General features: G+C 68.2%; 26 protein-coding genes. 11 read left to right on the forward strand and 15 right to left on the reverse strand.

Translation table 11 applies throughout. The features are described from left to right. Positions 1–57 precede the first annotated feature (57 nt). Positions 58–1,134: an aldo/keto reductase gene (locus tag VLK31_RS13075; RefSeq protein WP_409168840.1), complete on the reverse strand. Its 1,077-nt coding sequence runs from the start codon at positions 1,132–1,134 to the stop codon at positions 58–60. 141 nt (positions 1,135–1,275) lie between these two features. Here VLK31_RS13075 and VLK31_RS13080 point away from each other — a divergent pair, with 141 nt between their 5' ends. Beyond that, a complete protein-coding gene (locus VLK31_RS13080) occupies positions 1,276–2,187 on the forward strand; it encodes a LysR substrate-binding domain-containing protein (RefSeq protein ID WP_409168841.1) in 912 nt (303 codons plus the stop codon). Positions 2,188–2,220: 33 nt separating this feature from the next. Here the strand turns inward: VLK31_RS13080 and VLK31_RS13085 are convergent, their stop codons facing one another. Next, a complete protein-coding gene (locus tag VLK31_RS13085; RefSeq protein WP_409168842.1) occupies positions 2,221–2,628 on the reverse strand; it encodes a tautomerase family protein in 408 nt (135 codons plus the stop codon). Between the two features lie 131 nt (positions 2,629–2,759). Between VLK31_RS13085 and VLK31_RS13090 the strand changes: the two genes are divergently transcribed. Then, a complete protein-coding gene (locus VLK31_RS13090) occupies positions 2,760–3,773 on the forward strand; it encodes a LysR substrate-binding domain-containing protein (protein WP_409168843.1) in 1,014 nt (337 codons plus the stop codon). Here the strand turns inward: VLK31_RS13090 and VLK31_RS13095 are convergent. The 4 genes from VLK31_RS13095 to VLK31_RS13110 are packed head-to-tail and all read right to left on the reverse strand — an operon-like array spanning position 3,715 to position 7,207. Next, the gene (locus VLK31_RS13095) at positions 3,715–5,106 is read right to left on the reverse strand and encodes an aminopeptidase P N-terminal domain-containing protein (protein WP_409168844.1); all 1,392 of its coding nucleotides are present in this window, start codon (positions 5,104–5,106) and stop codon (positions 3,715–3,717) included. The genes VLK31_RS13090 and VLK31_RS13095 overlap by 59 nt on opposite strands. Positions 5,107–5,112: 6 nt before the next feature. Next, entirely contained in the window at positions 5,113–6,057 is a 945-nt protein-coding gene (locus VLK31_RS13100; protein WP_409168845.1) for a hypothetical protein, read from the reverse strand. After that, positions 6,054–6,791: an NDP-sugar synthase gene (locus tag VLK31_RS13105; RefSeq protein WP_409168846.1), complete on the reverse strand. Its 738-nt coding sequence runs from the start codon at positions 6,789–6,791 to the stop codon at positions 6,054–6,056. Before VLK31_RS13105 ends, VLK31_RS13100 begins: the two co-directional genes overlap by 4 nt. A gap of 35 nt (positions 6,792–6,826) precedes the next feature. After that, positions 6,827–7,207, reverse strand: a complete 381-nt coding sequence (locus VLK31_RS13110; protein WP_409168847.1) for an S-adenosylmethionine decarboxylase family protein — start codon at positions 7,205–7,207, stop codon at positions 6,827–6,829. Positions 7,208–7,351: 144 nt separating this feature from the next. Here VLK31_RS13110 and VLK31_RS13115 point away from each other — a divergent pair, with 144 nt between their 5' ends. Continuing rightward, positions 7,352–9,454 carry a transketolase family protein gene (locus VLK31_RS13115; RefSeq protein WP_409168848.1) on the forward strand — a complete coding sequence of 701 codons (2,103 nt, stop codon included), beginning with the start codon at positions 7,352–7,354 and terminating at the stop codon, positions 9,452–9,454. 66 nt (positions 9,455–9,520) lie between these two features. Continuing rightward, the gene (gene gap / locus VLK31_RS13120; protein WP_409168849.1) at positions 9,521–10,522 is read left to right on the forward strand and encodes a type I glyceraldehyde-3-phosphate dehydrogenase; all 1,002 of its coding nucleotides are present in this window, start codon (positions 9,521–9,523) and stop codon (positions 10,520–10,522) included. 73 nt (positions 10,523–10,595) lie between these two features. Here the strand turns inward: gap and VLK31_RS13125 are convergent, their stop codons facing one another. The 3 genes from VLK31_RS13125 to VLK31_RS13135 form a co-directional block, all read right to left on the reverse strand. Beyond that, positions 10,596–11,207 carry a hypothetical protein gene (locus tag VLK31_RS13125; protein ID WP_409168850.1) on the reverse strand — a complete coding sequence of 204 codons (612 nt, stop codon included), beginning with the start codon at positions 11,205–11,207 and terminating at the stop codon, positions 10,596–10,598. A gap of 24 nt (positions 11,208–11,231) precedes the next feature. Next, on the reverse strand, positions 11,232–11,852 hold the full coding sequence (locus VLK31_RS13130) for a hypothetical protein (RefSeq protein WP_409168851.1): 621 nt from the start codon (positions 11,850–11,852) through the stop codon (positions 11,232–11,234). 133 nt (positions 11,853–11,985) lie between these two features. After that, a complete protein-coding gene (locus tag VLK31_RS13135; protein WP_409168852.1) occupies positions 11,986–12,294 on the reverse strand; it encodes a putative quinol monooxygenase in 309 nt (102 codons plus the stop codon). 113 nt (positions 12,295–12,407) lie between these two features. Between VLK31_RS13135 and VLK31_RS13140 the strand changes: the two genes are divergently transcribed. Further along, on the forward strand, positions 12,408–13,733 hold the full coding sequence (locus VLK31_RS13140; protein WP_409168853.1) for an Nramp family divalent metal transporter: 1,326 nt from the start codon (positions 12,408–12,410) through the stop codon (positions 13,731–13,733). A gap of 22 nt (positions 13,734–13,755) precedes the next feature. Here VLK31_RS13140 and VLK31_RS13145 read toward each other — a convergent pair whose 3' ends face one another. Beyond that, positions 13,756–14,682 (reverse strand): LysR family transcriptional regulator, encoded by a 927-nt coding sequence (locus VLK31_RS13145; RefSeq protein ID WP_409168854.1) that lies wholly within the window; start codon positions 14,680–14,682, stop codon positions 13,756–13,758. A gap of 134 nt (positions 14,683–14,816) precedes the next feature. Here VLK31_RS13145 and VLK31_RS13150 point away from each other — a divergent pair, with 134 nt between their 5' ends. The 3 genes from VLK31_RS13150 (at position 14,817) to VLK31_RS13160 (ending at position 17,411) form a co-directional block, all read left to right on the forward strand. Further along, positions 14,817–15,908, forward strand: coding sequence for a tartrate dehydrogenase (locus VLK31_RS13150; RefSeq protein WP_409168855.1), 1,092 nt, complete (start codon positions 14,817–14,819; stop codon positions 15,906–15,908). A gap of 80 nt (positions 15,909–15,988) precedes the next feature. After that, a complete protein-coding gene (locus VLK31_RS13155; protein ID WP_409168856.1) occupies positions 15,989–17,002 on the forward strand; it encodes a Bug family tripartite tricarboxylate transporter substrate binding protein in 1,014 nt (337 codons plus the stop codon). Between the two features lie 118 nt (positions 17,003–17,120). Beyond that, positions 17,121–17,411: a YciI family protein gene (locus tag VLK31_RS13160; RefSeq protein WP_409168857.1), complete on the forward strand. Its 291-nt coding sequence runs from the start codon at positions 17,121–17,123 to the stop codon at positions 17,409–17,411. A 13-nt stretch (positions 17,412–17,424) separates the two neighbouring features. On the opposite strand, the gene VLK31_RS13165 is transcribed toward VLK31_RS13160, so the two are convergent. Both VLK31_RS13165 and VLK31_RS13170 read right to left on the reverse strand, forming a co-directional pair. Then, positions 17,425–18,516 (reverse strand): pirin family protein, encoded by a 1,092-nt coding sequence (locus VLK31_RS13165; protein WP_409169242.1) that lies wholly within the window; start codon positions 18,514–18,516, stop codon positions 17,425–17,427. Between the two features lie 175 nt (positions 18,517–18,691). Further along, positions 18,692–19,108, reverse strand: coding sequence for a VOC family protein (locus tag VLK31_RS13170; RefSeq protein ID WP_409168858.1), 417 nt, complete (start codon positions 19,106–19,108; stop codon positions 18,692–18,694). A gap of 176 nt (positions 19,109–19,284) precedes the next feature. On the opposite strand from VLK31_RS13170, the gene VLK31_RS13175 reads away from it, so the two are divergent. Continuing rightward, positions 19,285–20,859: a CHAD domain-containing protein gene (locus VLK31_RS13175; RefSeq protein ID WP_409168859.1), complete on the forward strand. Its 1,575-nt coding sequence runs from the start codon at positions 19,285–19,287 to the stop codon at positions 20,857–20,859. Between the two features lie 42 nt (positions 20,860–20,901). On the opposite strand, the gene VLK31_RS13180 is transcribed toward VLK31_RS13175, so the two are convergent. The 3 genes from VLK31_RS13180 to VLK31_RS13190 all read right to left on the reverse strand — a co-directional run bounded on the left by VLK31_RS13180 (position 20,902) and on the right by VLK31_RS13190 (position 23,509). Then, entirely contained in the window at positions 20,902–21,378 is a 477-nt protein-coding gene (locus tag VLK31_RS13180) for a peptidylprolyl isomerase (RefSeq protein ID WP_409168860.1), read from the reverse strand. A 77-nt stretch (positions 21,379–21,455) separates the two neighbouring features. Next, positions 21,456–22,514 carry a virulence RhuM family protein gene (locus VLK31_RS13185; protein ID WP_409168861.1) on the reverse strand — a complete coding sequence of 353 codons (1,059 nt, stop codon included), beginning with the start codon at positions 22,512–22,514 and terminating at the stop codon, positions 21,456–21,458. Positions 22,515–22,594: 80 nt separating this feature from the next. Beyond that, a complete protein-coding gene (locus VLK31_RS13190) occupies positions 22,595–23,509 on the reverse strand; it encodes a LysR family transcriptional regulator (protein ID WP_409168862.1) in 915 nt (304 codons plus the stop codon). Between the two features lie 86 nt (positions 23,510–23,595). Between VLK31_RS13190 and VLK31_RS13195 the strand changes: the two genes are divergently transcribed. Then, complete coding sequence (locus tag VLK31_RS13195; RefSeq protein ID WP_409168863.1) at positions 23,596–23,991, forward strand: DoxX family protein; 396 nt, start codon at positions 23,596–23,598, stop codon at positions 23,989–23,991. 35 nt (positions 23,992–24,026) lie between these two features. Further along, a complete protein-coding gene (locus tag VLK31_RS13200) occupies positions 24,027–24,929 on the forward strand; it encodes a pirin family protein (RefSeq protein ID WP_409168864.1) in 903 nt (300 codons plus the stop codon). Positions 24,930–25,001: the final 72 nt, after the last annotated feature.

Below are 25,001 nucleotides of genomic sequence, written 5' to 3' on the forward strand. Positions count from 1 at the left end.
TGAGCGCCTGAGCGCCTGCGCTTCGCTTGCCTGCTTCGTTCAGGCCTTGTGCTTCGTTCAGCCCGGCCGGCGCGCCGCCGTGCCGCCCGACACCAGCCCCTGCGTCAACGGCAGCGCCATGAAGTCGTGCGGAAAGCCCAGTGACACGGCGCTGACCGCGTTCAGGCGCTGCAGCGCCGACGCGTCCAGTTCCACGTCGAGCGCACCCAGGTTGTCCTCGAACTGCGCCAGCGTGCGCGCACCGATGATCGGCATCACCACCGGCGCCGTGCGGTGCAGCAGCCACGCCAGCGCAACCTGCGCGCTCGAGCGGCCCTGCTCCTTCGCGATCTGCGCGACCACGTCGGCGATGTCGAGCGTGCGCGTGTTCAACGCACCGTTGATGGCCACCAGGTCCTTGCGCGAACCGCTGACCCCTGCGGCGACCTGCGCCGCACCCGCCGGCTGCGCCAGGTCGGCGCGCGTGTACTTGCCCGACAGCACGCCGCTGCCCAGCGGCGACCACGCCATCACGCCCAGCCCGAGCTCGTGCGCCATCGGCAGCAGCTCGCGCTCCACGGTGCGCTCGATCAGGCTGTGCTCGATCTGCAGCGCCACCAGCGGCGCCCAGCCGCGCAGGTCGGCCAGCGTCTGCATGCGCGCCACCTGCCAGGCCGGCGTGTCCGAGATGCCCGCGTACAGCACCTTGCCCGATCGCACCAGGTCGTCGAAGCCGCGCATCACCTCGTCGACGGGCGTGAGGTTGTCCCAGATGTGCAGGTACAGCAGGTCGATGTAGTCGGTGCCCAGGCGCTTCAGGCTGGCCTCGACCGAGCGCACCATGTTGCGCCGGTGGTTGCCGCCCGCGTTGGGGTTGCCGGGCTGCATGTTCAGCGTGTACTTGGTGGCCAGCACGACCGACTCGCGCCGGTCCGCCATGAACTGGCCCAGCAGCTTCTCCGAGCTGCCGTTGGTATAGAAGTTGGCGGTGTCGATGAAGTTGCCGCCGCGTTCCAGGTACAGGTCGAACATGCGGCGCGATTCGCTGGCGTCGGCGCCCCAGCCCCAGTCGCTGCCGAAGGTCATGGTGCCCAGCGACATCGGGCTGACGCGCAGGCCCGAGCGGCCAAGGGTGAGGTAGTTGTCGAGCTTCATGGTGAAGGTGCTTTCAGTAAGGAGGAGGCATCGGAGGCGGAGCGGCTGCATCGCCGAGGCCTTGAAGGTAGTGGCGCCATTGCTTCTGAAAAAGCCCGGTCGGCTTGATGCTTTGTGAAGCCAGTCTTCATAATGAAAGCCATGTCGCCCGAACTTCTGCCCGCCATTGCCGCCTTTGCCCGCGTGGCGCACCACGCCAGCTTCACCCGCGCGGCGGAAGAACTGGGCGTGTCGCCCTCCGCGCTGTCGCAGACCGTGCGCGCGCTGGAAAAAAAGCTGGGCGTGCGGCTGCTCGACCGCACCACGCGCCGCGTGGGCGTGACCGAGCTGGGCCAGCAGTTTCTGGACGGCGCGCGCCCCGGGCTCGACGCGCTAGCGCAGGCGGTCGACGGCATCGACGAGGCGCGCGACAAACCCGCCGGGCTGCTGCGCCTGAACGTCTCGCGCACGGCGGCCGAGCTGCTGCTGTTTCCGCACCTGGGCGATTTCGCCGACACCTGGCCCGACATCACGCTGGAGGTGGTGTGCGACAACCGCATGGTCGAGCTGGTGGCGGGCGGCTTCGACGCCGGCATCCGGCTGGGCGAGAGCCTGGCGCAGGACGTGGTCGGCGTGCCGGTGGGCGGCCCGCAGCGCATGGTCACCTTTGCCGCGCCGCGCTACCTGAAGGGCCGCACGCCGCCGCGCGTGCCGCAAGACCTGCGCGAGCACCGCTGCCTGAACTACCGCCTGACCACGGGCGGCCTCTACCGCTGGGAGTACGCGCAGGACGGGCGCGTGCTCGACATCGCGCTGGCGGGCCCGCTGGTGAGCAACGACAGCGAGGTGCTGCTGGCCGCGGCGCGCGCGGGTGCCGGCATTACCTCGGCCTTCGAAGGCGCGGTGCGCGAAGACTTTGCCAGCGGCCGGCTGGTGCCGCTGCTGGCGCCCTGGTGGCCGACGTTTCCGGGCTTCTACCTGTACCACCCGAGCCGCGCGCAGGTGCCGCGCAAGCTGCGGGTGTTCATCGACTTTCTGAAGGAGCGGAACCCGGTGAGCGGGCCCGCCGGCTGACCCGGGCCGGGTGCGAGCCTGGTGCGCCTTCGTTCAGCCCTGCGCGCCGCGCTGCTGCACCAGGTCCATGGCGAAGCGCCCGTTGCCGACCGACCAGTCCGAATAGTCGTTCTCGTGCATGAAGATGAACACATCGCCCGGCGCAACGCCGGCCTTGCTGCTCAGGTTGCCGGCAATCTGGCTGTAGAGCGCGCGTTTCATCGCGTCGCTGCGCCCCCGGCGCATGGTGATTTCAACGACGACCAGCCGATCGGAGCGGCTTACACCGTTGAAGCCGCGGTCGAAGAAGAAATGCCCGGGCTTGTACGGGCTCACGAGGTTGAACAGCTCGTCCGGCGGCATTCCGATGCTGCCGACCAGCGCGTCGTGAATGCCTTGCACGATGGCCTGGCTTTGGTCGGGAGAGGTGTCTTCGGGGAGGGCGGTGCGAATGAAGGGCATGTGTTTTGCTCAAATAGTGGGTGTGCATGCCTGGGATCGTTCAGGCATGTCGGGCATTGTTTGTAGGCCTTCGGGGCTCCTTGCAGAACCGATGAATTTGCAACGCCTATGTGCCATAAAGTCACTTCACCATGAAACAGCACCTGCGCCACATGAACGCGCTGCGCGCCTTCGAAGCGGCGGGCCGCTTGGGCCGCATGACCCTGGCCGCCACCGAGCTGCACGTCACGCCCGGCGCGGTGAGCCGGCAAGTCCGCCAACTGGAGGAGGCGCTGGGCACCGTGCTGTTCGAGGGGCCGAAGAACCGCCCCACGCTGACCGCGGCAGGCAAGCAGCTGCAACCGGCGTTGTCGGCCGCCTTCCTGCAGATCGAACACGCGGTGGACGCCGTGCGCTACCCGCAGGACACCACGCTGGACGTGTCCTGCCTCGGCACCTTCACGATGCGCTGGCTCATTCCCCGCCTGTACGACTTTCATGAACGCCGCCCGGGCATCCACGTGCGGCTGAATGCCACGGACCAAAGCGCGGCCCTGCCCGCGCTCCGCAGCGACGTGGCGATCGGCGTCACGGGCGGTGAGAAGGCGGGCGGGAAGGTGGGCGCTAGGGCAGGCGATAAGGCAGGCGCCAAGGCGAACGATGCCGAGGTGTTCCTGTTCGACGAGCTGCTCGGCCCGGTGCTGGCCCCGGCACTCGCCCGCCAGTGGCACATCGGCGCGCCGGCCGACCTCGCGAGCCGGGCGATCCTGCAGACCCGCACGCGGCCCAATGCCTGGGCGATGTGGTGCGCGTCGGTCGGCGCGGCAGTGCAGGCGGTGCGAGGGACCGAGTTCGAGCACTACTACTTCACGCTCGAAGCAGCCATCGGTGGCCTGGGCCTATGCATCGCGCCCTGGCACCTCGTCATGGACGACGTGCGGGCGGGGCGGTTGGTCGCGCCCTTGGGCTTTCAGGCCAGCGGCTACCGCTACGTGGCCAGGCGCAGCGGGGCCAGGGAAGCGTCGGCGCGGCAGTTCTGCGACTGGCTCCAGGGCCAGGCCCTGGCAATGCCGCAACCCGCGCCCTGGGAGGCGGAGTTGCGGGCGCTCAAGCCCGCATCAGAGCCTCGATCTCGTCCGCGTCCACCGGCACGCCCCGCGAAATAAGCTCGCAGCCCGTGGCCGTGACGATCGCGTCGTCCTCGATGCGAATGCCGATGTGGTGGAACTGCTCGGGCACGCCGTCTCCGGGGCGCACATAGATGCCGGGCTCCAGCGTGAGCACCATGCCCGGGTGCAGGATGCGGCTCGGGCGGTTCTTGATGACTTCGTTCGACAGCGGATCTTTGCGCTCGCTCACCTCGCCCACCTGCGTGGGCTCGACGTAGCTGCCGCAGTCGTGCACGTCCATGCCCAGCCAGTGGCTGGTGCGGTGCATGTAGAACTGAAAGTAGGCGCGCGAGTCGATCACGTCGTCCACGCCGCCCACCTTGTCGGCGTCGAGCAGGCCCAGGTCGAGCATGCCCTGCGCCAGCACCTTCACGGCCGCGTCGTGCGGGTCGTTGAAGCGGTTGCCGGCCTTGGTGGCGGCGGCCGAGGCGTACTGGCTCTGCAGCACCAGGTCGTACAGCGCGCGCTGCGGGCCGCTGAACTTGCCGTTGGCCGGAAAGGTGCGCGTGATGTCGCTGGCGTAGCTGTCGAGCTCGCAGCCCGCGTCGATCAGCACCAGCTCGCCCGGGCGCACCGGCGCGGCGTCGGCGCGGTAGTGCAGCACGCAGGCATTGGCGCCGGCCGCCACGATGGAGCCGTAGGCCGGGTACTGCGAGCCGCCCAGGCGGAACTCGTGCAGCAGCTCGGCGTCCAGGTGGTACTCGCGCACGTCCTTGCCTTCGCGCAGCATGCGCGCCGACAGCTGCATCGCGCGAATGTGGGCGCGCGCGCTGATCTGCGCGGCGCGCCGCATCACGTCCTGCTCGTGCGCGTCTTTCACCAGACGCATTTCGTCGAGCGGGCCGCACAGGTCGCGTTGCTCCTCGGGGCACAGCGCGCCATAGCGCACGCGCGCGCGCACCGACTGCAGCCAGCCGTCGATGCGCGTTTCCAGGCCCTTGTGGGTGGCAAAGGGAAACCACACGGTCGACTTGTTTTCCAGCAGCTTGGGCAGCTTGGCGTCCAGGTCGTTGACGGAGAAGGCGTCGTCCAGGGCCAGCTCGGCGGGCGCCGCGTCGGGGCCCAGGCGGTAGCCGTCCCAGATCTCGCGCTCCAGGTCCTTGGGCGCGCAGAACAGCGTGGCGCGGCCGTCGCCTGCCAGCACCAGCCAGGCGTGGGGCTCGGTGAAGCCGGTCAGGTAGTAGAAGTAGCTGTCGTGGCGAAACAGAAAGTCGCTGTCGCGGTTGCGCTGGCGCTCGGGCGCGGTCGGGATGATGGCCACGCCGTCCTTGCCCAGTTGCGAAGCGAGGCGCGCGCGGCGCTCGGCGTAGATCTTGGTGTCATTGAGCATGGAGTTTCACTTTCGATACGGTGCCAGTCCGGGGTCCGCGGGCACCAGATGCCGCCATGGGAACACATCCTGCGCAAAGTGGCTGACGTACCCGCCGATCGTTGACTGGATGACCATGAATTGCAGCGACGCCCGCAGGCCCTGCAGGTGCTGCAGCTGCGCCAGGTCCAGGCAGGTGTTGCGCAGCCTCAGCACGCGCAGTTGCGCGCCGAGCGGGCCTTTCAGCAGCGCTTCGTAATCTTCGAAGGCCGTGATGCTGCCCGGCGCCCGGTCGGCCGGCCACACCATCTGCTGCTCGGTGGATTCTGCAAAGTCCAGCAGCGTGAGGCCCGGCATGTTCCGCGCCAAGGCAAGGTTCTTGATGAACTGCTGCGTGTCGAAATGAGCACCTACGCACAAGCACTTCAGTTGCGGCAGCGGCACGCCGAAGAAGTTGGCGTTGGGCGCGTTGGGCACCGTCAGTTCGCTCAGGTGTGGGGTCTTGCGCACCCAGCGCGCGATGTCGCCGCCCTCTTCCATGATGCGGCCGCTCGCGCACACGAGCGACTGGTTGTGGTCTTCCGGCTGCGTCGGCTTGATGAACAGCGAGCGCAGGCGGGGAAAGCGCACGGGGCTGTCGAGCAGCGGCGTGAAAGTCCAGTCGCGCGTGCCGTTGGCCCCGCTGTCCGGGCCGCTGAACGACAGCGAGGTGATGCAGTCGGCCACGTCCTGCCGGCTCAGGCAGGCGAGGGTTTCGTCGAAGGGCTCGTCCCAGGTTTCGCCGAAGTACTCGACGTGCCAGCCCTGGCGCATGGGCGCGAGGCTCACGCGCGTGAAGTCGCTTTCGTAGAGCGGCACGCTCAGCGGGTCTTCGGGCTCGCCGCCGTTGCGTTCGGCCCCGGTTTGCAGGGCCAGGTCGTGCAGGCGCTGCGGCAGCAGGCGCAAGGCGTCGGGCAGGGGCGCGAGTGTCATGGGTGCTGTGCCGGCGCTGTCTGCGGTTCTTCGGCGTTGAGTTGGCGCAGGCGCTCCGGCGTGCCCACGTCGGTCCAGGGGCCGGTGTAGAGCTCGGCGCTCACCTGCTGGTTGTTCATGGCCGCACGCAGGATGGGCGCCAATGGCGCCTTGATGCCGCCGGGGTTGCCGCTCGCAATGTCGCAATACGGCGGTGCGAACAGCGCGGCGCGGTACAGGCCGATGGTCGAGAAAGTGAATTTCTCTTCCGCCGTGTTCAGCGCCAGGCCATTGCTCGCCAGGCCGAAATCGCCCTTCGGGTTGTGCGCCGGGTTCGGCACCAGCCACAGGTGGGCGAGCTTGCCGCTGGACAGGAAGCCATCGACCGCGGCTTGAGTGAACACGAAGCCGGGCGCGAACACGTCGCCCGCCGCCACCCAGAACACATCGCCCAAAAGGGGCAGCGCACGCACGATGCCGCCGGCTGTTTCAAGTGCGCCGCCGAAGTCGCGGCCTTCGTCGGAGTACGAAATCGAGAGCGCCACACCGTTGCCGGACAAGGGTGTGGGGCCGAAGCGGTCTGAAATCTGCGTGCCCAGCCAGTCGGTGTTGACCACCAGCTCGGTGAAGCCGCCGGCGGCCAGCGCGTCCATCGGCCATTGCATCAGGGGCTTGCCGCGCACGTCGAGCAGGGGCTTGGGGCAGGTGTCGGTCAGCGGGCGCATGCGTTCGCCGCGGCCGGCCGCCAAAACCATTGCGCGCACGGTCCCGCGCACAGGGGCCACCGCCGTCACGCTGCGACCCGGCCGCGTTGCAGCGCGTTGCGCTCGCTGTGCAGCGGCTGAAACAGCGACACCAGGCAGTCCATCAGCGCGCGCGCCTTGGCCGAATGGTCGCCGCCGAAGTTGCATACGTACACGTCGAGCGTCACCCCGCGCTGCTCGGGCCAGGTGTGGATGCACAGGTGCGATTCGGCCAGCAGCACCGTGGCGGTCACGCCGCCCGGCCCGGCTGGCGTGGCGGGAAACCCGTGCACCAGCTGGCCCACCGCCTGCAGGCCGGCGGCGCCCACCGCCTTCAGGCAGACCGCGCCCAGCGCCTCTTTGTCGGTGAGCCATTGAAGGCCGCATTGGCAGTCGTGGAGGTCGGCGGTGAGGTGCAGCCCATGCATGGGTGGCGACTCTAGCAGTCCGGCCGCGGCACAAGAACATCGCCAGGGTGTTCAGGCCGTATCGACGCCCGGTCGGGCCGGCCCGGTAAAATCGCGGGTTCCCCCCAATCCCACCCACCCTTTTCCCCCGAAAGCCCTATGCCCATGGCAAACCAAGCCCTGATGGCCAACGCGATTCGCGCGCTGGCCATGGATGCCGTCCAACAAGCGAACTCCGGCCACCCGGGTGCACCGATGGGCATGGCCGACATGGCTGTCGCGCTCTGGGGCGACCACCTGCGCTACAACCCCGCAAACCCGCATTGGTTCGACCGCGACCGCTTCGTGCTCTCGAACGGCCACGCCTCGATGATGCTGTACGCCGTGCTGCACCTCACCGGCTACGACCTGCCCATCGGCGAGCTGAAGAACTTCCGCCAGCTGCACAGCAAGACCGCCGGCCACCCCGAAGTCGACGTCACCCCCGGCGTTGAAACCACCACCGGCCCGCTGGGCCAGGGCATCACCAATGCCGTGGGCTTTGCGCTGGCAGAAAAGCTGCTGGCCGCCGAGTTCAACCGCAAGAGCCACGACATCGTCGACCACCACACCTACGCCTTCCTGGGCGACGGTTGCATGATGGAAGGCATCAGCCACGAAGCCTGCGCGCTGGCCGGCGCCTGGCACCTGAACAAGCTCATTGCCCTGTACGACGACAACGGCATCAGCATCGACGGCCAGGTCAAGCCCTGGTACATCGACAACGTGGCCGAACGCTTCCACGCCTATGGCTGGCACGTGATCGGCCCCATCGACGGCAACGACGCCGCCGAAGTGTCCAAGGCCATCGCCAAGGCCAAGCAGTCGACCGACAAGCCCACGCTCATCAATTGCAAGACCGTCATCGGCAAGGGCAGCCCCAACCGCGCCGGCACCGCCAAGGCCCACGGCGAAGCGCTGGGCGCCGAAGAAATCAAGCTCACGCGCGACGCCCTCGACTGGCACTACGCGCCCTTCGAAATTCCGGCCGAGGTGTATGCCGACTGGGACCACAAGGCCGCCGGCGCCAAGACCGAAGCCGAGTGGAACGAGAAGTTCGCCGCCTACGCCGCCGCGTTCCCCGAACTGGCCGCCGACTTCACGCGCCGCATGAAGGGCGAGCTGCCCAAGAACTTCCACCAGGTGGCGTTCGACACCGTGGTGGCCGCGCACACCAAGGCCGAAACCGTGGCCAGCCGCAAGGCCAGCCAGCTCGCGCTGGAGTCCTTCACTGCCGCGCTGCCCGAAATGCTTGGCGGCAGCGCCGACCTGACCGGCTCCAACCTCACCAACACCAAGAGCACGCCCGCGCTGCGCTTCGACCCCAAGACCGGCGCCGTGGTCATGAACATGCCGGCGGTGGAAGCCAAGCAGGGCGCGGAAGACGAAGCCAAGCCAGAAGCCCCGGTCGAGGCACCGCACGGCACCATCGGGCGCCACATCAACTACGGCGTGCGCGAGTTCGGCATGGCGGCCATCATGAACGGCGTGGCGCTGCATGGCGGCTACATCCCCTACGGCGGCACCTTCCTCACGTTCAGCGACTACAGCCGCAACGCCATCCGCATGGCCGCGCTGATGAAGCACCGCGTGATCCACGTGTTCACGCACGACTCCATCGGCCTGGGCGAAGACGGCCCCACGCACCAGTCGATCGAGCACGCCGCCTCGCTGCGCCTCATTCCCAACCTGGACGTCTGGCGTCCGGGCGACACGGCCGAAACCGCCGTGGCCTGGGCCGTGGCGCTGCAGAACCAGACGCGCCCAACCGCGCTGCTGCTGAGCCGCCAGAACATCGCCTACATCCCCAAGAACGAGCTCGGCGACATCAGCCGCGGCGCCTACGTGCTGTCCGAGCCCGAAGCCGTGGGCCTGAAGAGCAAGAAGACCGTGGCCGTCATCATCGCCACCGGCTCCGAAGTGCAGCTCGCCATTGCCGCGCAGAAGCTGCTGGCCGAGAAGAAGATTGCCGTGCGCGTGGTGTCGATGCCCTCGACCACCACCTTCGACCGCCAGGACCTGGCCTACAAGAAGGCCGTGCTGCCCAAGAAGCTGCCGCGCATCGCCGTGGAAATGGGCTGCACCGGCGGCTGGTGGAAGTACGGCTGCGCCGCGGTCGTGGGCATCGACACGTACGGCGAATCGGCGCCCGCGCCGGAGCTGTTCAAGTACTTCGGATTCACGGCGGAGAACGTGGCCGCCACGGTGGAAGCCGCACTGCGCGACTGATCGTTTCGCGGCGGTTCTTTCCACCGGTTCACGACAACAAGTTTTTCAACCTTAGGAGCAAGTCAGATGGCTATCAAAATCGGTATCAACGGCTTCGGCCGCATCGGTCGCAACGTGCTGCGCGCAGCGGTGCAGAACTTCAAGAACGACATCGAAATCGTTGCCATCAACGACTTGCTCGAGCCCGAGTACCTGGCCTACATGCTGCAGTACGACTCGGTGCACGGCCGCTTCAAGGGCGAAGTGACGGTTGAAGGCAACACGCTGATCGTGAACGGCAAGAAGATCCGCCTGACGCAGGAGCGCGACCCGTCGCAGCTGAAGTGGAACGAAGTGGGCGCGGACGTGGTGCTCGAATCGACCGGCCTGTTCCTCACCAAGGAAACGGCGCAAAAGCACATCGACGCGGGCGCCAAGAAGGTGATTCTGTCGGCACCCTCGAAGGACGACACCCCCATGTTCGTCTACGGCGTGAACGACAAGAAGTACGCCGGCGAAGCCATCATCAGCAACGCCAGCTGCACCACCAACTGCCTGGCCCCGCTGGCCAAGGTGCTGCACGACAAGTGGGGCATCAAGCGCGGCCTGATGACCACCGTGCACGCCACCACCGCCACGCAAAAGACCGTGGACGGCCCAAGCAACAAGGACTGGCGCGGCGGCCGCGGCATTCTGGAAAACATCATTCCCTCGAGCACCGGCGCGGCCAAGGCCGTGGGCGTGGTGATTCCCGAGCTCAACAAGAAGCTCACGGGCATGAGCTTTCGCGTGCCGACCTCCGACGTGTCGGTGGTCGACCTCACGGTCGAGCTGGAGAAGGAAGCCACGTACAAGGAAATCTGCGCCGAAATGAAGGCACAGAGCGAAGGCGCGCTGAAGGGCGTGCTGGGCTACACGGAAGACAAGGTGGTGGCCACCGACTTCCGCGGCGACCCGCGCACCTCCATCTTCGACGCCGAAGCCGGCCTGGCGCTGGACAGCACCTTCGTGAAGCTCGTGAGCTGGTACGACAACGAATGGGGCTACTCGAACAAGTGCCTGGAGATGGTGAAGGTCGTGTCGAAGTAAGGCTTCGCGGCTTGAATGACAAACGCGCCCGAGGGCGCGTTTTTTCATGGGCGTTGCAAGCCGCCTTGCGGGCTCAACGCAACTTCTCATCCCTTCGAATCTCACTCCCCAACTGCGACGTCAACCGCGTCGCCGCCCGCCTCGCGGCCAGGCCGAAGTCGCCCTTGAACTCACCGAACGCCGCCGTGCCGTCGCCCGTGGCGCGCACGCGCGTCACCTCTGCGCCCGCTGCGTCGGTCACCACGCACGACACCTCGACCGTGAACGAGGTGGGCGGCCAGCTGATCCATGAGGTGGAGCTTGAATCTGTCTTGATGCGCGGCAAGAACACCAGCGACACGCCGGCCGCCTCGTTGGCCCTTGCATCGCCCGCGGTGCGCAGCACCACCACGTCGCGGTACACCGCGCGCAGCGCATCGCGAATCGACTTCTCCAGGTCGCGGTACGGGTAGTAGCTCACGCGGTCGCCGCTGCCGCCGGGGGTGATTACCTCCAGGTCGCGGTCGGCGTCGGTCATCACGTAGGCGACCTTCTTCGGGACCAAGTGCGCCTGCGATCGCGCCGGTGCGGTCTCGGTGATCATGGTGATCGGGTGCACGCAGCCCGCGAGCAGGGCTGCAATGCTCGCGCAGGCCATCAGCACACCACGCCGCATCGCAGTCATTGGAAGAGTGAAGAACAACATCGGAGTGCCTCCAGGCCTGTGGGGTCAGCGGCCGATGGCGGCCACGAACTGCGCGTCGGCATACACCTCGCGCAGCAGGGCACGCACCAGGCGCGGATAGGCGGCCTGCCCGGCGGGCACGGCCACGATGTTGGCGTAGCTGGAGTCGAAGGCGGTCTGCGCGCGGTAGGTCTTGCGCAGGCGCTGGGTGCCGTCGCGCGTGACGGTGAGCTCGACCTCCATGCGGCCGGTGCCGTTGATCACGCCAAGGTCGATGTCGTTGACCCGCACGCGTGCCGCGATGTGCGTGGGCGCCTTCGGGTCGTAGACGGCAATCTCGCTCAGGTCGCGCATCAGCGCGTCCTGCAGGTACTGCGCGAAGCTGCCGCTGGGGGACACCAGCCTGGCGCTGCGCAGGCGCACGGTGTTGACCTTGTCGTCTGCGTCGGTGGGCTCGGCCCGGGCCAGCGCGACCTTGCCGGGGCGCGTGGCCTCCAGCCGGTCGAGCGTTTCGTAGTCGGCCGCGTAGGGCGGCGCCAGCAGCGGCGCGCAGCCGGTGGCAAGAACGGCCGCGGTCAGCGCGCCGAATGCGAACAGGGCGCGGGAACCTGGCCAGTGGCGCAAGCCAGTCGAACCGCGCAAACCCTGCGAACGAAAGATCGCCATGCCTTCGCCTCCCTCTCTCCACCAGGCCCCTGAATGCATGCATCGTGCATTGGTGGCGCGTGCTCCCGGCGCGAAGGTAGCACGCATCGCGCCGCGCGCGAAGCCGGGCTTGCGCGCGCCGCGGTGCGCCTGTTCAGACCGGTTCGAGCACGTGAATCAGCCGGCTCTCGACGAATTCCTTGGTCTTTGCGCCGTGTTCCTTCATGTGCGGTGCCACCCCATGCGCCTGCAGGTGCGCCAGGCTTTCCCACTTCTCGATCACGACGAAGGTCTCGGGGCCGAAGCTGGCCTTGGAGGTCGGGATGCCTTGCGCATCGATCGTGGCGCCGTACTCGATGCAGCCCTCTTCGGCCAGCACGGCCGCGCGGTTGTCGGCAAAGGCCTCGAGCAGTCTGGCGCGCTGGCCCGGCTTGGCGGTGATGACGGCGACGACATGAATCATTGAAAAAGTCTCCTGGGTTGAATGGGGTGCAACGCCCGAGCCTAAAAGATCAGGGCCCGCCGCACCGGTCCGGTCCGCGACAACAACGCGGCCTTGTCCCTATCATCGCGCGCATGTTCTTTCCGCTGCCCCGCACGGCCACCGCGCCCTTCTGCCCGTCCGAGGTGAAGGGCAGCGTTGCCGTTGCGCAAGACCTCCCTTTCTTCAAGAAGCTGATGCGCTATGCCGGCCCCGGCCTGCTGGTGTCGGTGGGCTACATGGACCCGGGCAACTGGGCGACCGACATCGAGGCGGGTTCGCGCTTCGGCTACGGGCTGCTGTTCGTGGTGCTGCTCGCGAGCCTGGCGGCCATGCTGCTGCAGACGCTGTGCGTGCGCCTGGGCATCGTGGCGCAGAAAGACCTGGCGCGGGCCTGCCGCGCGCACTACCCGCCGCTGGTCAACCGCCTGCTGTGGCTGGGCGCCGAGCTGGCCATCGTGGCCTGCGACCTGGCTGAGGTGCTGGGCAGCGCGCTGGCGCTGCACCTGCTGTTCGGCGTGTCGATTCCGGTGGGCATCGGCATCACGGCGTTCGACACGCTGCTGGTGCTGGGCCTGCAGGGTGCGGGCTTCCGGCGGGTCGAGGCGATCGTGCTCGGGCTGGTCGTCACCATCGCGGGCTGCTTTGTCGTGGAGCTGGCGATGGCGCCGCCCAACTGGTTCGGCGTGGCCATGGGTTTTGCGCCCAGCCTGGAAAGGCTGCACCAGCCCGGCGCACTGTACCTGGCCATCGGCATCGTGGGCGCCACGGTGATGCCGCACAACCTGTACCTGCATTCGTCCATCGTGCAGACGCGCCTGGTGGCCGACACCGACGCGGCGCGCCGCGAGGCGGTGCGCTTCTGCACGCTCGACGCGGTGGTGTCGCTGTCGCTCGCGCTGCTGGTCAACGCGGCCATCATGGTGCTGGCGGCCAGCGCCTTCCACGCCACGGGGCACCGCGAGGTGGCCGAGATCGACGACGCCTACCGGCTGCTCGAACCCATCGTGGGCAGCGCGCTGGCGGCCACGCTGTTCGGCATTGCGCTGCTGGCCTCGGGGCAGAGCTCGACCTTCACCGGCACCATTGCGGGCCAGATCATCATGGAAGGTTTTCTCGACCTGAAGATTCCGTGCTGGCAGCGCCGCCTGATCACGCGCCTGCTGGCGCTGGGCCCGGCCTGGGCCGGCGTGTGGTGGTTCGGTGACGGCGGCGTGGGCAAGATGCTGGTGCTCAGCCAAGTGGTGCTGAGCTTTCAGCTGCCCTTTGCGATGTGGCCGCTGATTCGCTTCACGAGCCGGCGCGACATGATGGGCGCGTTCGCCAACGGGCCGGTGGTCAAGTCGCTGGCGTGGGGCCTGTTCGGCGTGATCGGCGCGGCCAACGTGTGGCTGGTGGTGTCGGTGCTCAGCGGCGGGTGAGCGCAGAAAGGGGCTAAAGAGCCTAAGAAGGCTCGGCCTCGTCCTTGCCCAGCGCCGCCGCCATGAAGTCGACGAACGCGCGCACGCGCGCCGACAGCTGGTGGCGCTGCGGGTACACCGCGTGGATGTCGGCATCGGGCGTGCGGCAGTGGGCCAGCACCTGCACCAGCCGGCCGCTGCGCAGGTAGCGCGCAATGTCCCACTCGGCGCGCATCAGGATGCCGTGGCCGTCCAGCGCCCAGTTGACGGCGATCTCTCCGTCGTTGGTGCTCAGTGCGCCGCGCGTCTTCACGGCCTCGGTGCGCTGCGCCGCGCCGCGGCCGGTGCTCAGGCGCCACACGCCATAGGCCTCGTCGCCCTGGCGGATGCCGATGCAGCGGTGGTGCGTGAGGTCGTTCGCCACCTTGGGCGTGCCGGCGCGCGCCAGATAGGCCGGCGAGGCGCACAGCAGGCGCCGGTTCGACGCAATGCGTCGCGCAATCACGCGGGCCTCTGGCGGCGCGCCAAAGCGGATGCACACGTCGAAAGCGTCGTCCGTCAGCGGCGGCGGGTTGACCGACAGCTGCAGCTGCACTTCCACCTGCGGATGCTTGCGCACGAACTTGGAGATGAGCGGCGCCACATGGCTGCGCCCGAAGCCCAGCGTGGCATTCACCCGCAGCAGGCCCTGTGCCTCGCCCTTGGCGCCCCCCAGCAGCTGCGCCATGTCGTCGATCTCCCCGAGGATGCGCCGCGCGTGCGCCACATAGAGCTCGCCCTCGGGCGTGAGGCTCATGCGCCGCGTGGTGCGGTTCACCAGCGTGACGCCCAGGCGGGCCTCCATTTGCGCAAGCCGCTTGCTCACGGCCGGCGTGCTGATGCCCAGCTCGCGCGCCGCGGCGCTCAGGCTGCCGCAGGCCGCAAGCGTGGAGAAAAAGCCGAGGTCGGCGGGCTGGACGGGGGACACCATGGCCACCTCACTGTTGAACTGAAGTTAAGAGTGGATTCACTTCGGGCGTGAATTGTTCGGCGCATCGAATCCTACAGTGGGCGCTTCGTGCAGCACATGCATGGCACACGCACAGCACATTCAAGAGGACATCGATGAGCAGCTACAGCATTGCCACCATTCCCGGCGACGGCATTGGCAAGGAAGTGATCCCCGCGGGGCGCGAGGTGATGCAGGCGCTGGCCGCGGCCTCCGGCGGCGCCCTTCAATTCACGTTCGAAGACTTCGGCTGGGGCGGCGACTGGTACCGTGCGCACGGCGAGATGATGCCGGCCGACGGCCTGGACGCGCTGCGCAAGAAAGACGCCATTCTGTTCGGCTCCGCCGGCGACCCGCACATTCCCGACCACATCACGCTGTGGGGCCTGCGCCTGAAGATTTGCCAGGGCTTCGACCAGTACGCCAACGTGCGGCCCACGCGCATCCTGCCGGGCATCGACGGTCCGCTCAAGCGCTGCGCGCCGGGCCAGCTCGACTGGGTGATCGTGCGCGAGAACTCCGAAGGTGAATACGCCGGCGTGGGTGGCCGCGTGCACCAGGGCCATCCGATAGAGGCCGCCACCGACGTCAGCATGATGACCCGCGCGGGCGTCGAACGCATCATGCGTTTCGCCTTCAGGCTGGCCGGCTCGCGGCCGCGCAAGCTGCTCACCGTGGTGACCAAGAGCAATGCGCAACGCCACGCCATGGTGATGTGGGACGAGATTGCGCTGCAGATCTCCAAGGAGTTTCCCGACGTGACGTGGGACAAGGAACTGGTCGACGCCTGCACCGCGCGCATGGTCAACCGGCCTGGGTCGCTGGACACCCTCGTGGCCACCAACCTGCATGCCGACATCCTCAGCGACCTGGCCGCCGCGCTGGCGGGCAGCCTGGGCATTGCGCCCACCGGCAACATCGACCCGGAGCGCCGCTACCCGTCGATGTTCGAGCCCATTCATGGCTCGGCCTTCGACATCATGGGCAAGGGGCTGGCCAACCCGGTGGGCACCTTCTGGTCGGTGGTGATGCTGCTGGAGCACCTGGGCGAGGCCGAGGCCGCGCGCCGCGTGATGCAGGCGGTGGAGCACGTCACGGCCAACCCGTTGCTGCACACGCGCGACCTGGGCGGCAACGCCACCACCGCGCAGGTGACGCGCGCGGTGTGCGCGCACATTGCCGGCGAGCCGCTGCAGCTTGCGGCCTGAGGCCTTTCAGCGATTCGAGCGACCCCACGGTATTCGCGCGCCTCGATGCGCGCACCCGAACAACGAGCCGGAGACAAACCATGAACGCTTCTTTCGACGCGCGCCGTCGGCGCACCGTGCTGCGGGCCACCGCGGTGGCGCTTGGCCTGGGCCTGGGTGCCACCGCACTGGCCTTCGCGCAGCAGCCACCCGCCGCCTGGCCCACGCGGCCCATCAGCCTGGTGGTGCCCTTCCCCGCCGGCGGCACCACCGACGTGCTGGCGCGCGCGCTGGCCGACAAGCTCTCGCAGTCGCTCGGCCAGCCCGTGGTGGTCGAAAGCCGCCCCGGCGCCGGCGCCACGCTGGGCGCCGACTACGTGGCCAAGGCCAAGCCCGACGGCTACACGCTGCTGATGGGCGCGGTGCACCACACCATTGCCACCAGCGTCTACAAGAAGCTGCCGTACGACTTCCAGAAAGACCTGGCGCCCATCACCGTGGTGGCCATGGTGCCCAACGTGCTGGTCGTCAACGCGGCCCAGACGCCCGCCAAAAACGTGGCCGAGCTGGTTGCGCTGGCCAAGGCCACGCCCGAGAAGCTGGCCTACGGCTCCAACGGCAACGGCACGACGCAGCACCTCATCGGCACGCAGTTTCAGGCCAGCACCGGCACCACGCTGCTGCACGTGCCCTACAAGGGCAGCGGCCCGCTCACCACCGACCTGCTGGGCGGGCAGGTGGCGATGTCCTTCGACACCATCACGCCGGTGCTGCAGCACATCAAGAGCGGCAAGCTGCGCGCGCTGGCCGTGACCACGGCGCGGCGCTCGTCGGTGCTGCCCGACGTGCCCACGCTGGAAGAAGCGGGGCTCAAGGGCTTCGACATCGGCACCTGGTTTGGCGTGCTGGCGCCGGCCGCCACACCCAAGGACGTGCTGGCGCGGCTGAACGCCGAGATGGTGAAGATCATTCGCTCGCCCGACTTCGCCCAGCGCATGCAGGCCATCGGCGCCGAGCCGCTGGGCGGCACGCAGGAAGAAATGGCGCGGCAGATCCGCGAAGAGACCGCCAAGTTCGCCAGGCTGGTGAAAGAAGGTGGCGTGGCGATCGAATAGCCGGGGACAGCCCGGAACAGCCCGGGACAGCACCGGTTACGGGTGCGCACACCTTGGCGCGTCAGGCACCGCGCCAAGCCCCTAGGATTGGGGGCTTCTGGACTCCCGACGAACCGCCATGTTCATCGTCACCCTCACCTACGTCCGCCCGCTCGAGCAACTCGACGCGCTGATGGACGCGCATGTCACCTGGCTCAAGAAGCACTACGCCAGCGGCCTCTTCGTGGCCTCGGGGCGACAGGTGCCGCGCAAGGGGGGCGTGATTCTGGCGCGCTCGGGCGACCGCGAGGCGCTGGACGCCGTGCTGGCGCGCGACCCGTTCGTGCAGAACGGCGTGGCGCGCGCGGACGTGCTGGAGTTCGTTCCGAGCATGACCGCGCTGGGCGCCGAGGTGCTGAAGACCCTCTGAAGCGGCTGGCGGCTCAGACCGTGGGCACTTCCTCGCGCCCGCCCGGGTGCTTGGCAAAGCGCTCCATGTCACGGCCGTGCACCGGCGCCGCGTCGTCGAAGGGCCAGCCGCCGAACTGCGTGCGGCGGTAGTCGGCCATGGTCTGGTTGATCTCGGCCTGCGTGTTCATCACGAAGGGGCCGTACTGCACCACCGGCTCGGCAATCGGGCGGCCCTGCAGCACCAGAAACTCTGCCGTGTCGTCCGGGCCGTTGGCCAGTTCCACCGCCATGTCAGCGCGCAACTCGATGGCCACCGGCCCCTGCACCCGCTGCCCGCCCACGTGCGCCACCGCGCCCTTGAAGAAATAAAGCATGCGCCGCGTGCCTTCGCCCGTGGCGGCCGGCAGCGTCCATTGCGCGCCGGGCGTCATCTTCAGCGTCCAGATGGCCACGTCGGCGTCGGCCTGCGCGGCCCACGAATCGGGCGGCGGCGCCAGCGGCTGAATCGGCTCCTGGCCGCTGGCGCCGTCGTCCAGGCGGCCCGCGATCACCGCCACCTCGGTGCGGCCGCCCTTGGCGTCGTCGGACGCAAAGCGCGGAATGGCGTCGGACCACAGCATCGTGAAATGCGGCTCGGCCATCTTGCTGCGCGCCGGCAGGTTCAACCAGATCTGGAACAGCTCCAGCGGGTTGGGCGCGCCGGCGTCGAGCAGCGGAAACATCTCCGAATGCACGATGCCCTTGCCGGCCGTGAGCCACTGCACGTCGCCGCCGCCGAAGCGCGCGGTGGCGCCCAGCGAGTCGGAATGGTCCACCAGGCCCTTGCGCACGATGGTCACCGTCTCGAAGCCGCGGTGCGGGTGCGACGGAAAGCCCGGCACCGTGTCGCCGTGGTACATGCTCCAGCCGTCCTTGCGGCTGAAGTCCTGGCCGATCTGGCGGCCGGCCAGCGAGGCCTCGGGGCCCATCTGGGTGTTGGCCTTGGGGTAGGCGTCGTCGTGGTACACGCAGAACAGGAACGGGTCGATGGTCTGCCAGGGGAAACCGAGGGGCGCGACCTGCAGGACCGGGCCGTGGCGTTGGTCAATGCGGGGGCTGTTGTGTGGGGTGTTGTCGTCGGACATGCCGATGTTCCTTTCCATGGGGGGCAGGGCCGATGTTGCCTTGCCGGTGGAAGGAATGTCGGGGCGCGGCGCCCGTCCGGTAGGGGCCTTGCGTGCAACAGTGAAGAGCGCGTATGGAACGATGGGCATCGTTGTTCTCCTGCGTGCCTGCTTGCCCCGGTCGGCGTGGCCGTGGTTACTGCTTCGGCATTTCGGCGTTCGGGTCCATGAACGCCAGCTCCCACAGGTGGCCGTCGAGGTCCTGGAAGCCGTGCCCGTACATGAAGCCGTGGTCCTGCGGCTGGCTTGGGACGGTGCCGCCGGCCGCCTTGGCCTTGGCTACCAGATCGTCGACCTCCGCGCGGCTCTCGCAGGACAGGCACAGCAGCACCTCGGTGCTGGTGGCGGTGTCGGCAATCTGCTTGGTGGTGAAGGTCTTGAAGAACGGCTCCGTCAGCAGCATCACGTGGATGCTGTCTTTCTGCACCACCATGCACGCGCCGCTGTCGTTGGTGAACTGCGGGTTGAAGCTGAAGCCCAGCGCGGTGAAGAAGGCCTTGGTCTTCTCCAGGTTCTTGACGGGGAGGTTCACGAAGATCTGCTTGGTGGCCATGGGGGTCGTCCTGTGTCGATGAAAGTGGAGGTGGGGCAGCGAAAAGATGGAAGCTTGCCGACGTGTTGTGTACGCCGTCCACAAACCATATCAAACAGACCGGGCGCCGTCCACATGAATTTGCGGCAAGGGATTCGGGTGTGGTGACCAGCGCGGCGCGCGCATCATCGGCGGCTATGGAAATCGAGTTCAAGTTCTGCATTCCCGCCGGCCGCCTGAAGGCCGTGGAGGCCGCCCTGAAGCGCGGCGCCGTCGTGCGCACCCGCCTGCAGGCCCGCTATTTCGACACCGCCGACCTGCGCCTGGCCGCCGACGGCATGGTGCTGCGGCTGCGCAAGGAGGGGCCGCGCTGGGTTCAGACCGTGAAGGCCACGGGCGACAACGCGCTGCACCGGCTGGAGCACAACGTCGACCTGGGCACGGCGGGCGCGGCACCGCGCATCGATCCGCTGCGCCACCAGGGCACGCCCGTGGGCGACCGGCTTGCCAGGCTGCTGGGCGAGGGTGGTGGCGGGTTGCTGGTCGAGCGCCAGTCGACCGACATCGTGCGGCTCACGCGCGACGTGCGGGTGGCGGGGCTTGGCGGCGCGGTGGTCGAGATGGCGCTGGACGTCGGCAAGGTCGTGGCCCACGCCGGCACGCCCGAGCAGCGCGAATCGCCCGTGTGCGAGCTGGAGCTGGAGTTGAAGCGCGGCGACGTGCAGGGCCTGGTGCTGCTCGCGCGGCGCTGGTCGCAGCAGCACGGGCTGTGGTTCAGCACCGTGTCGAAGGCCGAGCGCGGCGCGCGGCTGCTGGCCGCGCAGGCGAACGTGCAAGCGGTGAAGGCCGAGCCTCCGCGCTTCGCCACGCCGCACCCGGACGGGCGCGGCCTGCAGCAGGCCGTCGTCGCGTCGTGCCTGGCGCAGATGCTGCCCAACGCGAGCGAGATTGCGGCGGGCAGCACGGACGAAGAGCAGGTGCACCAGTTGCGCATCGGCATTCGGCGGCTGCGCACGGCGTTGCGCGAGTTGGCGGGGCTCGGTGCGGATGGCGCGTTTGCCGAGGCCGCCGCAGAGTGGGCGCCCCCACTGGCCGACGCCTTCCGCGCGCTGGGCGCGGTGCGCGACCGCGAGCAGGTGGTGAAGCTCGCGCAGCCCCGGCTGCGCGAGGCGGGTGGGCCTGAGTTCGATCCGCTGGCGGGCGATGCAGATGGCGACGCGGCGCACAGCACGCCGTCGCCCGGCGATGTGGTGCGCGAGGCGGCGTTCCAGAACGTGCTGGTGTCGCTGATCGGTTTCACCGCGGTGGCATCGGCGCCCTCTGACGCGGCCACGGCCACGGCCACGGCCGGAACCGGCGCCAGCGCCGACGAAGTGCGCCGCCTGCTGCGCAAGCGCTTGCAGCGGCTGCACCGGCAGGCCGTGCGCGACGGCAAGCGCTTCGAGTCGCTGGCCACCGACGCCCAGCACCGCGTGCGCAAGCGGCTCAAGCGCCTGCGCTACCTGGCCGAGTTTGTGGCGCCGCTGTTCGAGGGGAACGACAAGGACGGCGCCGAGCGCTACCTGAAAGCGCTGCGGCCCGCGCAGGACGCGCTGGGCGCGTTCAACGACGAGGCGGTGGCGCTGGCGCTGTACCGCGAGGCGACCGTGCGCGATGCGCGGGCGTGGTTTGCGGTGGGGTGGTTCAGCGCGCGGAATGCGGCGGGTGCGAAGGGCTGCCGGAAGGCGCTGGGTGAGATCGAGGGGGCGCGGAGGTTCTGGAAGAAGCGCTGAGCGGCGCCGCGCCTGTCGGCCCGGCCTTTTTCAGTTGTCAGGTCAGTGATGGTGCCCGTGCGCCCCATGCACATGCCGATGCTCGATCTCCACCGGCAGCGCCGCGCGTACGTCGGTCACCTGCAGGCTGAAGCGCAGCGCCTTGCCGGCCCAGGGATGGTTGCCGTCGAGCAGCACGACCGGGCCCTTGATCTTCACGACCGTGAACACATGCTCGGTGCCGTCGTCGAGGCGGCCTTGCAGTTGCCCGCCGATCTTCACGCCGGGCGGAAACTCTGACTTGGGGATGCTGCGCGCCAGCGACTCGTCGCGCTGGCCGAAGGCGTCTTCGGGCGAGAGGTCGACCACGGCCTGGTAGCCCTTCTCCTTGCCGTCGAGCGCTGCCTCGATCTTGGGCAGCGTGTTCTCGTACCCGCCATGCAGGTAGGCCATCGGCTCGGGGCTGGCTTCGATGAGCTTGCCCTGGGCGTCGGAGACTTTGTATTTGATGGTGACGACGGTGTCTTTTTCGATTTTCATGGAGTGATTGCCTGACGGATACGGTTCAATGAATTTTCGCGCATTCTGATGCGCGGCCACCTCTGCAAGACCGACCCTCACAAAGCCCCGCGTTCGCCCTTGTTCGCCAACAGATCGCGTTCCGCCTGCGCCAGTTCCTCGAGGTCTTGTGCGTCGGCGTCCCGCGCATCGGCCGCGCGGCGCTTCGCGTCGAACTTTTCATACCGCTCGTGGGCGATCTCGACCATTGCGTCGTGGCTCATGCGCCCCGCGCCCTGCAGCAACGGGCTTTCATTGAACGCGATGAAGGTGTCGACGTAGGCTCGCCAGTCCGTCATGCGCAGATCCTTGCGTCGTTCGGCGCGAAGCTCCGCAAAGTCCAGAAATAGCGTAACGATGCGATTGAGGTGGCCGATCTCGTCGGCGTCCAGGTAGTTCTTCGCGATGATCACATCGGCCTTGCGCACGCGCCCTGCCTTCCAGGCAGTCAGTGCCATGTTCGGTACGCCGGGGTCGGCGCGTTGGACGACGATTTCGGCGGCGGTCTGTTGCGTGACCGCATAGAACATCTTGTTCTGTACTTCGGCGAAGAACAGCCCCACGGCAGCCGGGTCGTCCTTGTAGTCCACCGACAGCGCGAAGACGTCGCGCACCTTTTGGTAGAAGCGCTTTTCCGATGCCCGTATGTCGCGGATGCGTTGCAGCATCTCGTCGAAATAGTCCCAGCTTTCTGGGTCCTTGAGCCGGACATCGTCCATGACGAAGCCCTTGACGAGGTACTCCTTCAAATGCGCCGTCGCCCATTGGCGAAACTGCGTGCCGCGCGGGGACTTCACCCGATAGCCGATGGCCAGGATCATGTCCAGGCTGTAGAGCTTCACTGGACGCCGCACCTCGCGTTTGCCTTCGGTTCGAACCATTAAGTCTTCCTTAACAGTTGCCTCGGGCAACAACTCGCCCTCGTCGAGCACATTCTTGATGTGGATGTTGACGTTCGGAACCGAGGTCTGGAACAGCGCCGCCAGTTCCATCTGGGTCAGCCAAACGGTGCCGTCCTTCGCACGCAGAAAAAAACGGGCACTGCCGTCCTGCGTGGCGTAGAGCACCAGTTCTCCCTGACCCGAAGTTGCTTCTTCTTCGTTCGCCGCATCACGCATGACCGAACTCTTTCAAATAGATGTCCATCTGCTTTTTCAGGGGCGCCAACTCGAGCTTGAGTGGCGCGCAAGACGGGAGCTTACGGCGCAATCTCGGCCAGAAGTTCCGCGCTGTCCAGCTTGCCCGTCACCAACTCAATGAACGCCGACACCGCCAGCGGCAGGTGCCTGCGGCTCGGATACACCACGCTGAGCCCCCGCCCCATATACCGGTACTGCGGCAGCACCCGCACCAGCCGCCCGTCCTCTTCGTCCCGCGTGGCCATCGTCGGCGGCAGCTGGGCGATGCCCAGTCCGGCCAGCGCGGCCTTGCGCAGCGCCTGTGCGGTGTTGCCGGTGAAGCGCCCCGTCACCTGCACCTCTTCTTCCACTCCGTCGGGCCCGGCAAGGCGCCAGGTGGTGTGGCCGCTCGGGTGGGGCGGCGTCACGCAGTCGTGGTGGGCCAGGTCCTGCAGGCTCGCGGGTTCGCCGCGCCGCGCCAGGTAGGCGGGGCTGGCCAGCAAGCCGCCGTCGCGCGTGGCCAGGCGGCGGCCGATGTAGCCCGAGTCGCGCAGCACGCCGCCGCGAAACGCCACGTCGATCTGTTCGGCAATCAGGTCGGCGGTCGCGTCGCTGAGCACGAAGTCGAGCCTCACCAGCGGATGCGCCGCCAGAAAGTCCGCCACCCATTCCACTGGGAAGAAATCGAAGAAGTCCGCCGGCGCCGCCACCCGCACCAGCCCGCTCGGCGCCTGCCCGCCGGCCACCAGCTCCTGCCCGGCTTCGAGCAACCCATCCACCGCCCCCGCGCACCGCGCATGAAACGCCTCCCCCGCGCTCGTCAGCGTCAGCTTGCGCGTGGAGCGCTGCATGAGCCGGGTGCCCAGTTGCGCCTCGAGCTGCTGAATGCGTCGGCTCACGGTGTTGGGCGGCAGGCCCAGCCGCCGCGCGGCCTCGGCAAAGCTGCCGCAGCGCACCACCTGCACGAACATGGCGATGTCGTTGAGGTCGAACATGGGGTTTGATTCCTTCTGAATTTGGACGAGTGCAATACGACTCTACCGTCTAGTCGATCAATGGGTGCATGCCTAACCTTGTGCCCATGACTTCCACACATTCCTCTTCTTCTGCTCAACGTACCCAGCGCCGCATCGTCTGGGGCCTTCGCATCCTCCTGGCCGTGGCCTTCGGCATGGCGGGCGCGGCCAAGCTGGCCGGCGTGCCGCAGATGGTGCAGGTGTTCGACGCCATCGGCTTCGGCCAGTGGTTCCGCTACGTGACCGGCCTGGTCGAGCTCGCCGGCGTGGTGCTGCTGCTGGTGCCCGCCACCGGCTTCTTCGGCGGCCTGCTGCTGGCCGCGACCATGGTGTGCGCCATTGCGACGCACCTGGTGCTGATCGGGGGCAACCCCGCGCCGGCGGTGGTGCTGGCGCTGCTGTCGGCCTTCGTGGCCTGGCGCCTGCGGCCCGTGTCGCGGCTGGCAACCGCCGGCGCCTGATGCCTTCTCCCCTCGATTCATCCAAGGAGCACCCCATGATTCAGACCCAAGCCCGCACCGCCGTCGCCTCCGCCCGCGAGGGCCAAGACATCCGCGAGGCCCCCGAGCCCCGCGCCATCGTTCACCGCACGCGCGGCGCGCGCCACGGCGGCATCACGCGGCTCATGAGCCCGGGCGACCTGGGCGAGTTCTTGAAGCCCTTCGTGTTCCTCGACCTGTTCGGCTTCGACACCACGGGCGGCCACAAGGGCTTCGGCCTGCATCCGCACTCGGGCATTGCCACGCTGACCTACCTGATGGAGGGCGACACGCTGTACGACGACACGACCGGCGAGCGCGGCACGCTGCACGGTGGCGGTGTCGAGTGGATGCGCGCAGGCAACGGCGTGTGGCACACCGGCGCGCCCGCGCCGGGCGTGGCGCGCGTGAGCGGCTTCCAGCTGTGGGTGGCGCTGCCGGCGTCGGAAGAAAACGCACCGGCGCACAGCATGTACCTCGCGCCCGCGCAGGTGCCGCAGGAGGGCCCGGTGCGCGTGCTGCTCGGGCGCCACGGCGCGGCGCAAAGCGCCATCGCGGCACCGGCGCCCATCAACTACCTGGCCGTCGAGCTGAAGGACGGCGAGCGCTGGCGCTATGTGCCGCCGGCGGGGCATACGGTGGGCTGGGTGGCGGTGAGCGCGGGTGCTGTCGATGTGGGCGACCCACGCAGCGACCCCGTTGGCACCGGCGAGCTCGCGGTGTTCGAAGAATCGCAAGACGCGATCGACTTCGTCGCCCAAGGCGACACGCGCTTCGTGCTGGGTTCGGCCGCCAAGCATCCGCACGACCTGGTGATGGGCCACTACTCGGTGCACACCAGCCGGGCCACGCTGGAGCAGGGCGAGGCCGAGATCCGGCGCATCGGCACCACGCTGCGGCAGGAAGGCCGGCTTGGGTAGGCCGCGCCCCCAGGCTTGTCCGGACAAGCCGCGCCATCCCAGGCCTGCCCGGACAAACCGCGCCATCCCAGG

Origin of the sequence: Variovorax sp. H27-G14 (assembly GCF_046156345.1) — a bacterium.
Taxonomy (GTDB): domain Bacteria; phylum Pseudomonadota; class Gammaproteobacteria; order Burkholderiales; family Burkholderiaceae_C; genus Variovorax.